The organism is Streptomyces sp. S063, from assembly GCF_002832675.1.
Taxonomy (GTDB): Bacteria; Actinomycetota; Actinomycetes; order Streptomycetales; family Streptomycetaceae; genus Streptomyces; species Streptomyces sindenensis.
Window position 1 is genome coordinate 1436501 of record NZ_CP021707.1, and the last position, 13600, is coordinate 1450100.

The following is a 13600-nucleotide window of genomic DNA, read 5'->3' on the forward strand; positions in this document are numbered from 1 at the left end:
CCTCACGCCCCGATCCGGTAGAGCGAGTGGGTCCAGGAGAACTCGTTGTTGTTCACGTACCAGGCGTGCGAGGCCCAGTTGTAGCGGTTGCTGGAGGGCCAGGGATCGCCCCAGTAGACCCAGCTGTTGGCGTCGTCGTACCCGTAGATGACGTGCATGTGGCCACCGCCGGACGACCACTGGATCCGGGTCTCGATGGGGCGCTGGGCGGATATCTCGGCCTGCACGGTCGGGTAGCGCAGCCAGCCCGTGACGTAACTGCCGGGCCTGACCCCGGCCCAGGACAGACCGGTCTGGACGTTGCCCAGGGTGGCCTGCGAGTTGGGGCACTGGGTGTTCTGGTTGCGGTTGAAGGCGGCGTTGCAGAACTGGTTCTGGGAGTAGCCGCGGCCGAACCAGGCGGCGATGGTGTTGCCGCCGGCCGCCCAGCACCAGTTGCTCTGCTGCTGCGCCTGCATGGTGATGTTGAGCCGCTGGGCGGCGGCGACGGTGGAGCCGGTCGTGGCAGGGGGCTGGGCGGCGGTGGCGGTGGCCGCGGGGACGGCGAGCAGGGCGGCGGCCAGGAGGGCGGTGAACGAGAACCTTCCGGACCGTGCGGGCCTTCCGGGCCGTCCGGGGCTGACATTGCGGTTGCGCATGGCGTTCCTCCCGAAACGGGGGTGGGGATCGGAGGAGCGCGTCCGGACGCTGACGAAGAGCATCCGGCGTTGTCCGGAGCAGGTCAACACGCTTCAATGCGAGGTGACATCACGGTGTGAACGGCACGGCGTCCGTGTGAACGGCACCGCCCCGGTCACCTGCTCCCCCGCGTCCCCCGGGGGTCGGTGTCGCCACTCCCCACGTGAACGTTCACCGGAGGCCCGCCCATGCGGCAGACCGAGACCGAGACCGAACTGGCCCAGGTTCTGCGGACCGGTCCGTTCCATCTGGCGTTGCGCACGGCCCTGTCGGTGCGCGGGCTGCCGCTCCAGCGGGTGCGGCACCATCTGGAGCACCGGGGCGTCAAACTCGGCGTGACCAGCCTCAGCTACTGGCAGCAGGGGGTGCGCCGCCCCCGGCGGGCCGAGTCGCTGCGGGCCGTGCGGGCGCTGGAGGAGGTGCTCGCGCTGCCGGAGGACTCGCTGCTGAGGCTGCTGCGCGACGGTGACGCCGCGGGCGAGGGGGACCGTCCGGCGGGGCGTACGTACCGGTCGCTGATGGAGGCGTCGGGCTCGGTGGAGCGGCTCCTCGCGGCGATGGAGTCACCGGTGGACGGCGGGCTGCACACGGTGGGGCACCAGGAGCGGGTACGGATCGGGGCGCGCCGGGAGCTGGCGGGCCGCTCCTCCCGGCATGTGGTGCGCGCGCACCGGGACGGCGTGGACCGCTATCTCGCGGTGTACCGGGGCGATCCCGGCTGTGACCCGTCGCGGATCGTGGTGCGGGCCCTGGAGAACTGCCGGACGGGCCGGGTCCGCTGGGACGGGGAGTCGGGGGTGCTGGTGGCGGAGCTGCTGTTCGACACCCGGCTGCGGTCCGGCGAGACGTACCTCTTCGGTTACGGCTTCGAGGACGGTACGGGTGGGTCGAGCGGGGAGTACGTGCGCGGCTTCACCTTCGGGGGCGGCCAGTACGTGCTCCAGGTCGGCTTCGACGAGGCCGCGCTCCCGGTCCGGTGCCGCCGGTTCGCCCAGGCGTCGGCGGGGGCGGTGCGCGGGGCCCGCGGGGACCTCACACTGACCGGCCGGCACCGGACCGTGCACCTGGTGGAGGAGGGCGTACGGCCGGGGCTGATCGGGATCGACTGGGACTGGGAGTGAGGGGCGGCCGGCGTCTGTGGTTCAGGCGTCGGGGCCCGCGACGAGGTTGCCGTCCTCGGCGGTGACCGGGACGGCGGGCAGCGGCACGGTGGCCGGCCCTTCGATGACCTCGCCGGTGGTGGTGTCGAAGCGGCTGCCGTGGCAGGGGCAGTGGCCCTCGGTGCCCTCGATCTTGGTCAGCACGCAGCCGCCGTGGGTGCACTGCGCGCTGAACGCCTTGTACTCGCCCTTGGCCGGGCAGCTCACGACGAGGCGCGCTTCCCGGTAGAGCTTGGCTCCGCCGACCGGCACCTCGGAGGCCGCGCCGAGGGCGACGGGAGCGGTCGGCGTGGGGTTCTTGGCGTGCCCGAGCTTGGACTCGGTCGAGCAGGCGGCCGCCCCGAGCCCGGCGGCACCGGCGAGCGCGGCGCCCTTCAGCACGGTACGGCGGGCGGCGGGCAGGCCGGGCATGCGGACTCCACGGGGTGTCGTTCGAGGCGGATCGCGGTGGGGCACCGCAGTCGGGTCGCCGGACGGACGCGGAGCGACGACGGCGGCCGCGGGTGCCGGTGACAGAACCGACGATACCGGCGAGGAACGGGAGTCTTGCGGGCGGGCCGGTCGAGAGGGGGCGGCCGCGGGCGGCCCGGCGGGACACGGCCCCGCTCCGCCGGGGGCGGGCCGCCCATGCCGATGGCGGCGGCCCCCGTCGTCCTGCCGGGGGCGCCGCCATAGGTGAGCCCGGGGCTCAGGCCTTGCGGGCCCGGGTCGTCTTCTTGGCGGCAGCGGCCTTGGTGCCGGTGGCCGTGGCGGTGGCCTTCGCCTTGGTCGCCGTGGCCTTCTTGGCGGCTGCCGTCTTCTTCGCGGCCGCCGTCTTCTTCGCCGGGGCGGCCTTGCGGGCGGCCGTCTTGCGGGGTGCCCCGCCCGAGGGCACCCCGGCCTCGGCGATCCGGTCCGCGTCCAGAATGCCCTGGAGGAACTTCCCGGTGTGGCTGGCGGGCACCGAGGCGACCTGCTCCGGGGTTCCCTCGGCGACGACCAGTCCGCCGCCGTTGCCGCCCTCGGGGCCCATGTCGACCACCCAGTCGGCGGTCTTGATCACGTCGAGGTTGTGCTCGATGACGATCACCGAGTTGCCCTTGTCCACCAGGCCCGAGAGCACCGTGATCAGCTTGCTGATGTCCTCGAAGTGCAGACCGGTGGTGGGCTCGTCCAGGACGTAGACCGTGCGGCCGGTGGAACGCTTCTGGAGCTCGCTCGCCAGCTTGACGCGCTGCGCCTCGCCGCCGGAGAGGGTCGGCGCGGACTGGCCGAGCCGGACATAGCCGAGGCCGACGTCGTTGAGCGTACGGAGGTGGCGGGCGATCGCCGGGACGGCCGCGAAGAACTCCAGACCCTCCTCGATCGGCATGTCCAGCACCTCGGCGATGGACTTGCCCTTGTAGTGGACTTCCAGGGTCTCCCTGTTGTAGCGCGCACCGTGACAGACCTCGCACGGAACGTACACGTCGGGCAGGAAGTTCATCTCGATCTTGATCGTGCCGTCGCCGGAGCAGTTCTCGCAGCGGCCGCCCTTGACGTTGAAGGAGAAGCGGCCCGGCAGATAGCCGCGCACCTTCGCCTCCATCGTCTCGGCGAACAGCTTGCGGACGTGGTCGAAGACTCCGGTGTACGTCGCCGGGTTGGAGCGGGGGGTCCGGCCGATCGGCGACTGGTCGACGTGGACCACCTTGTCGACGAGGTCGTCGCCGTCGACCCGGGTGTGACGGCCGGGCACCGACTTGGCGCCGTTCAGCTCGCGGGCGAGGTGGGTGTAGAGGATGTCGTTGACCAGGGTCGACTTCCCGGACCCGGAGACGCCGGTGACGGCGGTGAGGACGCCGAGCGGGAAGGAGACGTCGATGTCCTGGAGGTTGTTCTCGCGGGCTCCGTGCACGGTCAGGGTGCGGGCCGGGTCGACCGGGCGGCGGACGTCCGGGGTCGGGATGGACCGCTTGCCGGACAGATACTGGCCGGTGATCGAGGCCTTGTTCCCCAGCAGCTCCTTGAGCGAACCGGAGTGGACGACCTTGCCGCCGTGCTCACCGGCGCCGGGGCCGATGTCCACGACCCAGTCGGCGACCTTGATGGTGTCCTCGTCGTGCTCGACGACGATGAGCGTGTTGCCCATGTCGCGCAGCCGGACCAGGGTCTCGATGAGCCGGTGGTTGTCGCGCTGGTGCAGGCCGATGGACGGCTCGTCCAGCACGTACAGCACGCCGACCAGGCCGGAGCCGATCTGGGTGGCCAGCCGGATGCGCTGGGCCTCGCCGCCGGACAGGGTGCCGGCCGCGCGGTTCAGCGAGAGGTAGTCCAGGCCGACGTCCACCAGGAACTTCAGCCGCTCGTTGACCTCCTTGAGCACCCGTTCGGCGATCTTCTTGTCGCGGGCGTTCAGCTTGAGGCGGCCGAGGAACTCGGCGCACTCGCTGATCGACATCGCGGCGACCTCGGCGATGGACTTCTCCATCACCGTCACCGCGAGGACGATCGGCTTGAGCCGGGTGCCCTCACAGGTGGGGCAGGGCACCTCGCGCATGTAGCCCTCGAAGCGCTCCCGGCTGGAGTCGCTCTCGGCCTCGGTGTGCCGCCGCTTGACGAACTGCACCGCACCCTCGAAAGCGGGGGTCGTGTAGGCGCGCTCGCGCCCGTAACGGTTGCGGTAGCGGACTTCGGTCTGGATCTTGTGGCCGAAGAGCAGGGCCTTCTTGGCCCGCTGCGGCAGTCCGGCCCAGGGGATGTCCGTACGGAAACCGAGGGCTTCGGCGAGCGCGCCGATCAGGCGGCCGAAATACTCCTTGGTGTGGCCGTGGGACCAGGGGTGGATGGCTCCCTCGTCGAGGGACTTCTCCTCGTCCGGGACGATCAGCTCCGGGTCGACCTCCATGCGCGTCCCGATGCCGGTGCAGTCGGGGCAGGCGCCGAAGGGCGAGTTGAAGGAGAAGGAGCGCGGCTCCAGCTCCTCGAAGGAGAGGTCGTCGTAGGGGCAGTAGAGGTGCTCGGAATACATCCGCTCGCGCTCGGGGTCGTCCTCGGGGAGGTCGACGAAGTCGAGCACGACCATGCCGCCGGAGAGGCCGAGCGCGGTCTCGACCGAGTCGGTCAGCCGGCGCTTGGCACTGTCCTTGACGGTGAGGCGGTCGACGACCACCTCGATGGTGTGCTTCTCCTGCTTCTTGAGCGTGGGCGGCTCGGCGAGCTGGATGGTCTCGCCGTCGACCCGGGCCCGGCTGTAGCCCTTGGTCTGGAGGTCGGCGAAGAGGTCGACGAATTCCCCCTTGCGCTCGCGCACCAGCGGCGAGAGGACCTGGAAGCGGCTGCCCTCGGGCAGGCCGAGGACCTTGTCGACGATGGCCTGCGGCGACTGTCGGGAGATGGGGCGGCGGCACTGGGGGCAGTGCGGCTTGCCGATCCGGGCGAAGAGCAGCCGGAGGTAGTCGTAGACCTCCGTGATCGTGCCGACCGTCGAGCGCGGGTTGCGCGAGGTCGACTTCTGGTCGATGGAGACGGCCGGGGACAGACCTTCGATGAAGTCGACGTCCGGCTTGTCCATCTGGCCGAGGAACTGCCGGGCGTACGAGGAGAGGGACTCCACGTAGCGGCGCTGGCCCTCGGCGAAGATCGTGTCGAACGCGAGGGACGACTTGCCCGACCCGGAGAGCCCGGTGAAGACGATGAGGGAGTCACGGGGCAGGTCGAGCGAGACGTTCTTCAGGTTGTGCTCGCGCGCGCCACGGACGATGAGACGGTCGGCCACGCCGGTCCGCACCTTTCTAGAGAGAAGCGGGGGAACTGAGCCCCTCTCCCAGGGTATGGGGGGCGCCACAGCGGTGTACGAAGCTTTCGATTCCGAGCGTATAGCACGCACATTCGATTTACGGCCGCCCTTCCCCTCCTTCACCCGAATGAGTGGCGAGGCTAGGCTCGGCCGCATGATTGATCATGCGCACGACCTGGGAGCTGTACGGGAAGCGACCGAACGGCTGCTCGACGCAGTCGGCAAACTGGACAACGCCGCCGTCGCCGAGCCGTCACGGCTGCCCGGATGGAGTCGGGGCCATGTTCTGGCCCACCTGTCACGTAACGCCGAAGCGCTCGGAAATGTTCTCCGCGGTCTCCCGATGTACGCGAGCAGCGAAACCCGCGACGCCGACATCGCGGCCGGCGCCCCCCGCCCGGCGGCCGAGCAGCTGGCCGACCTGCGGGCGACCTCGGACGCCTTCCTGGCCGTCTCCGCCGAACCGGCCGACTGGTCCCGTACGGTCACCCTGCGCAACGGGGTGACGGACTCCGCGGCCCGGGTCCCCTTCCGGCGTTGGGTCGAGGTCGATCTGCACCACGTCGACCTCGGCATCGGCTACGAGCTGGAGGACCTCCCCGCCGCATTCGTGGAGCGGGAGATCGCCTTCCTGGCCGATCGCTTCCTGGGCAACCAGAGCGTGCCCGCCACCGGGCTGACCGACGCGGACGGGCGGACCTGGAGCACGGGCGGCGGCCCGCCGAGCGACCTGGTGACGGTGCAGGGACCCGCCGCGGAGCTGCTGGGCTGGCTCTGCGGACGGCGCGACGGCTCCGCGCTGACGGTGGCCGGAGGCCCGTTGCCCACGCTGCCCCCGCTATAGGCTGAGCCGTATGACGTACAGCGGAGCGGTGAAGGTCGGCGGACCGGCGAGCGTGCACGAACTGACGGACCTGATGATCTCCAAGGTCGCCGTCGGCGGGATGAACAACAACGCGTATCTGCTGCGCTGCCGGGCCACCGGCGAGCAGCTGCTGATCGACGCGGCCGCCGAGCCGGAGACCCTGCTCGCGCTGATCGGTGACGACTCGATCGCGTCCGTCGTCACCACCCACCGGCACGGGGACCACTGGCAGGCGCTGGCCGAGGTGGTGGGGGCGACGGGCGCCCGGACGTACGCGGGCCGTTACGACGCCGAGGGCATCCCGGTGCCGACCGACGTCCTGGTCGAGGACGGCGACACGATCACGGTCGGCCGGGTCGAACTCACCGCCCGCCATCTGGTCGGTCACACCCCGGGCTCCATCGCCCTGGTCTACGACGATCCGCACGGCGCCCCGCATCTGTTCACCGGGGACTGCCTCTTCCCCGGCGGGGTCGGGAACACGAACCAGGACCCCGAGGCGTTCGCGAGTCTGCTGAACGACGTCGAGACGAAGCTGTTCGACCGGCTGCCCGACGAGACGTGGGTCTACCCGGGCCACGGGCACGACACGACGCTCGGCGCCGAGCGTCCGCAGCTGCCCGAGTGGCGCGCCCGCGGCTGGTAGCCCGCCGCGGGTCCCGGATCACGTCCCGGACACGTCCTGGACCACGCGAGAGCGGCCGGAGTGGAACGGCGTTCGCCGTTTCCACCCCGGCCGCTGCCGGTGTGTCCCTGTGCCGCCCGGGGCGGCTCCGGGTCAGCTGAGGGTCTTGCTCTCCTGGTCGGCCGAGCCGGTCGTCTCCGCCTTCGCCGCCTCCGCCGTCTCGGCGGCCGCCTGCTTCTTGCTGGCGATGAGGCTGGTGATCGTGGTGATCACCAGGACGCCGCAGATGACGGAGAGCGAGAAGGGAATGGAGATCTCGGGCGTGTGCACGCCGGACTCGTGCAGGGCGTGCAGCACCAGCTTGACGCCGATGAAGCCGAGGATCACCGACAGGCCGTAGCTGAGGTGGACCAGCTTCTTCAGCAGGCCGCCGATGAGGAAGTACAGCTGGCGCAGACCCATCAGCGCGAACGCGTTGGCCGTGAAGACGATGTAGGGGTCCTGGGTCAGGCCGAAGATCGCCGGGATCGAGTCCAGCGCGAACAGCACGTCGGTCATACCGATGGCGAGCATGACCACCATCAGAGGGGTCAGGATGCGCTTGCCGTTCTTCTGGATGAAGAGCTTCGTGCCGTGGTACTGGTCGGCGACGCCGAAGCGCTGCTCGATCTTCTTGAGGAGGCGGTTCTCCTCGAACTCCTCTTCCTCCTCACCGGCCCGGGCCTCCTGGATGAGCTTCCAGGCGGTGTAGATCAGGAACGCGCCGAAGATGTAGAACACCCACGAGAAGTTCGCGATCACGGCGGCGCCGGCGGCGATGAAGATCGCGCGGAGCACCAGGGCGATGAGCACACCGATCAGCAGCACACGCTGCTGGAGGTGGGAGGGCACCGAGAACTTCGCCATGATCAGGACGAAGACGAAGAGGTTGTCGACACTCAGCGACTTCTCGGTGATGAAACCTGCGAAGAACTCGCCGGAGGCCTGGCTCTCACCGGCGACCATGAGGCCGAGTCCGAAGAGAATGGCCAGCGCGATCCAGACGACTGTCCAGATCCCGGCTTCCTTGGTCGACACGTCATGGGGCTTGCGCCCGATGAAGAAGTCGACGGCGATCAGGGCTGACAGACCAACGATGGTCAGGGCCCATACGGTCCATGAAACGTCCACTGCGCCTCCGGCAGTTCGCTACGGCTACTGAATCAGCGTCGTCGCTGCCGGAGGTCTCTTCCATCCCTGCACGGGGTGCGTGCCTGGACCGGCGCCCCGGGACCGATACCGGTCCGTATTGACGGGACGTCGCGTAAGGAGTACTCCCCTCCGTTCCACGAACAGTACAGGTATCACCAAGGGAAGGTAAAGGAGAAGGTAAAGGAGCGGTCAAAACCCCAGTTCGGAGCGGTGTCCTTCTGGTCAGCGGCCGGCAGCCCTGCGGGCCTCGGCCACCGCCGCGAGCACCTGCTCCAGGACGCGGCTGCCCGGTGGGACCGCCACCGGCTCGTACGTCCAGGCATGCCCGACCCAGGGGTCGGCGAGGTGACTGTCGGCGACCGGCGTGATCCGCAGCAGCGAACGCCACAGCGGATCGAGGACCGGCCCGTACGCACTGGCCTCCTCCCGGTCCGCGACCATCAGCAGGTGCACCCCGACCGCGGGGCCCTCGTCGGCGAGGTAGCGGAGCTGGGTGACGGCCCGGTCGTCGAAACCGTGCGGGAAGTCGTTGACCACCAGGAGCTGTTCACCGGTGTCCAGGTCGGGCGGGAGCGAGTCGGCCGCCCGGGCCCGCACCGCCATCTGCACCAGGTCCACCCGCCGGGTGAGGTGGGCGAGGACCGACGCCACTCCCCCGGGTCCGGCGGCGGGCGGTCCGGCGAGGACGCCCGCCTCGACCAGCGGCGCGAGCGGGCCCGCCGCCGAACCCGCCGGATCGATGACGTGCACCGCGAACTCCCCGGGCGGATACACCGCGAGGAGCCGCGCCGCGTGCGCGACCGCGGTCTCCATGGCCAGCCGGCGCAGCCGGTCGGCGTCCATCAGGGCGGCCGCCTCGGACGCCGCCCGTCCGCTGTCCACCCAGATACCGCGCTCCAGCGGCAGCCGGACGAGCAGCGGGATGCGCAGGTCGGCGCGCTCGGGCAGATGGAGATCGCCGATGCGCAGGGCCATCGGTATCTCCATGGGGATGCGGTGGGCGTGCCAGACGGGGTTGCCCCAGCCGGCGTACGCCGCCGGGAGCGCGGGCTCGACGACGGCCGCCTCGGCGGCCAGCTGGGCCAGATCGCGGTCGAGCGCCTCCCGGGCCCGGGAGGCCAGCTCGTCGCGCTTGGCGCGAGCCTCCTCGCGGGCGTGGTCGCCCGCACCGCCGATCCGGTTGCGCGGGTCGGACAGGGCCCGGTCGAGCTCCTGCTCCATCCGGGACTCGGCGAAGTCGACGGCGCTGCGGTAGGCGGCCACGGCGCGGGCCAGGTCCTCGAACATGCCCCAGATCTGGTTGTAGAGGCGTTCGTCCATCGACCAGCCGGTGGCGTCGCCCGCGACCGGCTGGGCGGGCTGTCCGGGCTGCGCGGGGGGCGGTGGGCGGCGGCGAGGGAGGCGCGGCGTGCCGGCGCCGCGGGTGCGCGTAGTTGATGGGCCCGTCGGCGGAGGGCCCTGCGACCGAGGGCCCCGCGGCGGCCGGCCCGGGGGCGGTGTGCGGCTGGGCGGGGTGCGCCGGGCCGGTGGCGGCCGGGTCGCTCAGCGGCACGGAGGGCTCCGGGGACGGGGGCGGCGCGGTCGGGCTGTGGTCGGCGGAGCCCGTCGCGTGCCGTACGCGGTCGCCTTCCGGGGTCCGGGGCGGCGGCGGGGCCACCGAGCGGGCCAGGCCCCGGGTGACGGCTTCCTGGATCGTTCCGGCCAGTGCGGCGGGGCCCCCCACGCCCTGGTCGGCGAGCATCGCGGCGAGCCCGCCCGCATACCCCTGTCCGACCGCCCGGACCTTCCAGGCGTCCTGGCGGCGGTAGAGCTCCAGGGCGCTGACCGCGGACTCGGCGTCCAGGTCGGTGAGCGTGAAGCTGGCGATCTCGGTGCCGTCGAGCCCGGTGACGGCGACGAAGGGGGCGGGGACGGCGCCGAAGCGCACCGGGCCGCCGACTCCGACGGGCAGCGCGAGCAGCACGGTGACCCGATGGGCACCGGCGGGCAGGGCCTCCAGGTCGACGGCGAGCCGGTGGTCGGCCGCCGCCTGCTGGGAGACTTCGAGCCCGGGGAGCTGGGGCGAGCCGGGGTGGGCGATCCACTCGATGCCGCGCACCGTGCCCCCTTCGTCGCCGAGGGTGGCCCCGGCCACGACGGGCGTGCCCGCCGACACCCGGATCTCCAGACGGGTCTGGGGCAAGGTGTGGTTCTGCCCCCGGACCAGTTCGGCCGTCATTGCCCTGTCCCCCTCGATGGCCCGCGCTCCGCTGGGGGTGCCGGGCCCTGCCATGCCGTGTTCTGCCGCGTACGGCCGTCTGCCGCCGTGCTGCGCGTGGGGCGGCTCCCGGCGGCCTGTGCCGCCGGGAGCCGCCCCCGCCTGTTTCGGTGCCGGGCCGGAAATTTGGACCGGTCCTGGTCCTACAGGTGCGGGAGGATCGACGGCATCAGGTCCTGGAAGGTGCGGCCGTTGGCCGGGTTCCCGAGGGCCGTCATCTTCCAGCCGCTGCCCGCCCGGTGCACCTTCGCCATGATCTGCGCGGTGTACTGGCCGCCGCCGTCGAGCGTGTACCGGGCGAGCTCCTGGCCGTTGGTCTCGTCGACGATGCGGCAGAAGGCGTTCTGGACCTCCTGGAACGTCTGTCCGGTGAAGGAGTTCACCGTGAAGACGATCTGGTCGATGTGGACCGGGACGCGCTGGAGGTCGACGAGGATGGCCTCGTCGTCGCCGCCGGAGCCGGCGCCGCCGACGAGGTTGTCACCGGTGTGCTTGACCGAGCCGTCGTCGCTGACGAGGTGGCGGAAGAACACGACGTCGACGGGCTGCTTGTCGGCGAAGAGCACCGCCGAGGCGTCCAGGTCGACCTCGCGGGTGCGCGAACCGAACAGGCCACGGCGCGGAGCCGCCTGCCAGCCGAGCCCCATCCGTACCGCGGTCAGGGTGCCCCCGTCGCTCTTCTCCAGGCTGATGGCCTGACCCTTGGTCATATTGACCGTCACGCGCTGTCCCCTCTCGGCGTTGCCCCGCAACCATCCGTGTGCGGTTTCCCCGCACCCTACGCATTCCACCCCGGGCGGCAGCAGGTTCGGTCCGTTTTTGTGTCGGTCTTGCAACACACCCGGCGTGGCCCGCCCGGCGCGGTGGAACGGTGTCGATCGCCGGCGCCGGGAGCGGCCCGGCGCCGGCGATCGGCAGCGGGATGGAACGTCGGGATCAGGCCATGCCCGCTTCCTTCATCTGACGCAGCTCCTTCTTCAGTTCACCGACCTCGTCGCGCAGCCGGGCGGCGACCTCGAACTGCAGATCCGCGGCGGCGGCCCGCATCCGGTCGGTCATCTCCTCGATGATCCCGGCCAGCTCGGTCGCGGGACGGTCCCCGGTCACCGCACCGGACTTGGCGGCCTTGCCCTTCGCCCCGCCCTTGGCCGCCTTGCCGCCGAGCGCCGGGACCGGGGCCTTGGTCTCCTTGCCCTGCCGGTAGCCGGTGCCGAGGAGCTGTTCGGTGTCGATCTCCTCGCGGGCGATGGTCGCGACGATGTCGTTGATCTTCTTGCGCAGCGGCTGCGGGTCGATGCCCCGCTCGGTGTTGTACGCGATCTGCTTCTCGCGGCGCCGGTTCGTCTCGTCGATCGCCTGCTCCATGGCCGGGGTGACCTTGTCGGCGTACATGTGGACCTGGCCGGAGACGTTACGGGCGGCGCGGCCGATGGTCTGGATGAGTGACGTGCCGGAGCGCAGGAAGCCCTGCTTGTCGGCGTCGAGGATGGCCACGAGGGACACCTCGGGAAGGTCGAGGCCCTCGCGCAGGAGGTTGATGCCGACGAGCACGTCGTACTCACCGGAGCGCAGCTCGCGCAGCAGCTCGATGCGGCGCAGGGTGTCGACGTCGCTGTGCAGATAGCGGACCTGGATGCCGAGCTCCAGGAAATAGTCGGTGAGGTCCTCGGCCATCTTCTTGGTGAGCGTGGTGACCAGGACCCGCTCGTCGCGCTCGGTGCGCTCGCGGATCTCGTGGACCAGGTCGTCGATCTGGCCCTCGGTGGGCTTGACGACGACCTCGGGGTCGATGAGGCCGGTGGGGCGGATGATCTGCTCGACGAAGCCGTCGCCCCGCGAGAGCTCGTACTTCCCCGGCGTGGCGGAGAGGTACACCGTCTGGTCGATCCGCTTCAGGAACTCCTCCCACTTCAGCGGCCGGTTGTCCATGGCAGACGGCAGCCGGAAGCCGTGGTCGACGAGGGTCCGCTTGCGGGAGGCGTCCCCCTCGTACATCGCGCCGATCTGCGGGACGGTCACATGGGACTCGTCCAGGACGAGCAGGAAATCGTCCGGGAAGTAGTCGAGGAGGGTGTTGGGGGCGGTGCCGGGCGCACGGTCGTCGAAGTGCATCGAGTAGTTCTCGACGCCGGAGCAGGTGCCGATCTGGCGGAGCATCTCGATGTCGTACGTGGTGCGCATGCGCAGGCGCTGGGCCTCCAGCATCTTGCCCTGCTTCTCCAGCTCGGCCAGGCGCTGTTCCAGCTCCTGTTCGATGCCGCTGACGGCCCGCTCCATGCGCTCGGGCCCGGCGACGTAGTGGCTGGCGGGGAAGACGTGGACCGTGGGGTCCTCGCTGATGATCTCGCCGGTGAGCGGGTGGAGCGTGGACAGGTTCTCGATCTCGTCGCCGAACATCTCGATGCGGACGGCGAGCTCCTCGTAGACCGGGAAGATCTCGATGGTGTCGCCCCGGACCCGGAAGGTGCCGCGGGTGAACGCCAGGTCGTTGCGCGTGTACTGCATCTCGACGAAGCGGCGCAGCAGCTGGTCCCGGTCGATCTCCTCGCCGACCTTGAGCTGGACCATGCGGTCCACGTACTCCTGGGGCGTGCCGAGGCCGTAGATGCAGGAGACGGAGGCGACCACGACGACATCGCGGCGGGTGAGCAGCGAATTCGTCGCCGAGTGGCGCAGCCGCTCTACCTCCTCGTTGATGGAGGAGTCCTTCTCGATGTAGGTGTCCGACTGGGGGACGTACGCCTCGGGCTGGTAGTAGTCGTAGTACGAGACGAAGTACTCCACCGCGTTGTTCGGGAGGAGCTCACGGAACTCGTTGGCCAGCTGGGCGGCGAGCGTCTTGTTGGGCGCCATCACCAGGGTGGGGCGCTGCAGCTTCTCGATCATCCAGGCGGTGGTCGCCGACTTGCCGGTGCCGGTCGCGCCGAGCAGGACGACGTCCTTCTCATCGGCGCGGATACGCCGCTCCAGCTCGGCGATGGCCGTCGGCTGGTCGCCGCTGGGCTGGTAGGGACTGACGACCTCGAAAGGCCGCACCGAACGTTCGATCTTGGAAACGGGCCGCATG

At 70.6% G+C, this 13600-nt stretch carries 9 protein-coding genes and 1 pseudogene; 3 read left to right on the forward strand and 7 right to left on the reverse strand.

The genetic code is table 11. The features are described from left to right. Positions 1-2 precede the first annotated feature (2 nt). Positions 3-638, reverse strand: coding sequence for a papain-like cysteine protease family protein (locus CCZ36_RS06460; protein WP_069740275.1), 636 nt, complete (start codon positions 636-638; stop codon positions 3-5). Positions 639-866: 228 nt separating this feature from the next. Between CCZ36_RS06460 and CCZ36_RS06465 the strand changes: the two genes are divergently transcribed. Further along, the gene (locus CCZ36_RS06465; protein WP_128817189.1) at positions 867-1799 is read left to right on the forward strand and encodes a hypothetical protein; all 933 of its coding nucleotides are present in this window, start codon (positions 867-869) and stop codon (positions 1797-1799) included. A gap of 21 nt (positions 1800-1820) precedes the next feature. Here CCZ36_RS06465 and CCZ36_RS06470 read toward each other — a convergent pair whose 3' ends face one another. After that, complete coding sequence (locus CCZ36_RS06470) at positions 1821-2249, reverse strand: Rieske (2Fe-2S) protein (RefSeq protein ID WP_069740260.1); 429 nt, start codon at positions 2247-2249, stop codon at positions 1821-1823. A 277-nt stretch (positions 2250-2526) separates the two neighbouring features. Beyond that, entirely contained in the window at positions 2527-5574 is a 3048-nt protein-coding gene (uvrA, locus tag CCZ36_RS06475) for an excinuclease ABC subunit UvrA (RefSeq protein WP_128817190.1), read from the reverse strand. A 175-nt stretch (positions 5575-5749) separates the two neighbouring features. Between uvrA and CCZ36_RS06480 the strand changes: the two genes are divergently transcribed. Together CCZ36_RS06480 and CCZ36_RS06485 are read left to right on the forward strand one after the other, a co-directional pair. After that, a complete protein-coding gene (locus tag CCZ36_RS06480) occupies positions 5750-6439 on the forward strand; it encodes a maleylpyruvate isomerase family mycothiol-dependent enzyme (RefSeq protein ID WP_128817191.1) in 690 nt (229 codons plus the stop codon). A gap of 10 nt (positions 6440-6449) precedes the next feature. Continuing rightward, positions 6450-7106 carry an MBL fold metallo-hydrolase gene (locus CCZ36_RS06485; protein WP_069740263.1) on the forward strand — a complete coding sequence of 219 codons (657 nt, stop codon included), beginning with the start codon at positions 6450-6452 and terminating at the stop codon, positions 7104-7106. Between the two features lie 132 nt (positions 7107-7238). Here the strand turns inward: CCZ36_RS06485 and CCZ36_RS06490 are convergent, their stop codons facing one another. From CCZ36_RS06490 to uvrB, 4 genes and pseudogenes are all read right to left on the reverse strand, one after another. Beyond that, positions 7239-8255 carry a TerC family protein gene (locus tag CCZ36_RS06490; RefSeq protein WP_128817192.1) on the reverse strand — a complete coding sequence of 339 codons (1017 nt, stop codon included), beginning with the start codon at positions 8253-8255 and terminating at the stop codon, positions 7239-7241. 243 nt (positions 8256-8498) lie between these two features. Continuing rightward, positions 8499-10494 (reverse strand): annotated as a pseudogene (locus tag CCZ36_RS06495) (TerD family protein). A 182-nt stretch (positions 10495-10676) separates the two neighbouring features. Then, positions 10677-11255 (reverse strand): TerD family protein, encoded by a 579-nt coding sequence (locus CCZ36_RS06500; protein WP_032761469.1) that lies wholly within the window; start codon positions 11253-11255, stop codon positions 10677-10679. A 214-nt stretch (positions 11256-11469) separates the two neighbouring features. After that, a complete protein-coding gene (gene uvrB, locus CCZ36_RS06505) occupies positions 11470-13599 on the reverse strand; it encodes an excinuclease ABC subunit UvrB (RefSeq protein ID WP_069740266.1) in 2130 nt (709 codons plus the stop codon). Between the last annotated feature and the right edge of the window lies 1 nt (position 13600).

What these genes read in the sequence shown, in the direction of transcription:
- CCZ36_RS06460 (WP_069740275.1), bottom strand. Translation starts at nt 638, where the DNA reads ATGCGCAACCGCAATGTCAGCCCCGGACGGCCCGGAAGGCCCGCACGG.
- CCZ36_RS06465 (WP_128817189.1), top strand. Translation starts at nt 867, where the DNA reads ATGCGGCAGACCGAGACCGAGACCGAACTGGCCCAGGTTCTGCGGACC.
- CCZ36_RS06470 (WP_069740260.1), bottom strand. Translation starts at nt 2,249, where the DNA reads ATGCCCGGCCTGCCCGCCGCCCGCCGTACCGTGCTGAAGGGCGCCGCG.
- CCZ36_RS06480 (WP_128817191.1), top strand. Translation starts at nt 5,750, where the DNA reads ATGATTGATCATGCGCACGACCTGGGAGCTGTACGGGAAGCGACCGAA.
- CCZ36_RS06485 (WP_069740263.1), top strand. Translation starts at nt 6,450, where the DNA reads ATGACGTACAGCGGAGCGGTGAAGGTCGGCGGACCGGCGAGCGTGCAC.
- uvrB (WP_069740266.1), bottom strand. Translation starts at nt 13,599, where the DNA reads ATGCGGCCCGTTTCCAAGATCGAACGTTCGGTGCGGCCTTTCGAGGTC.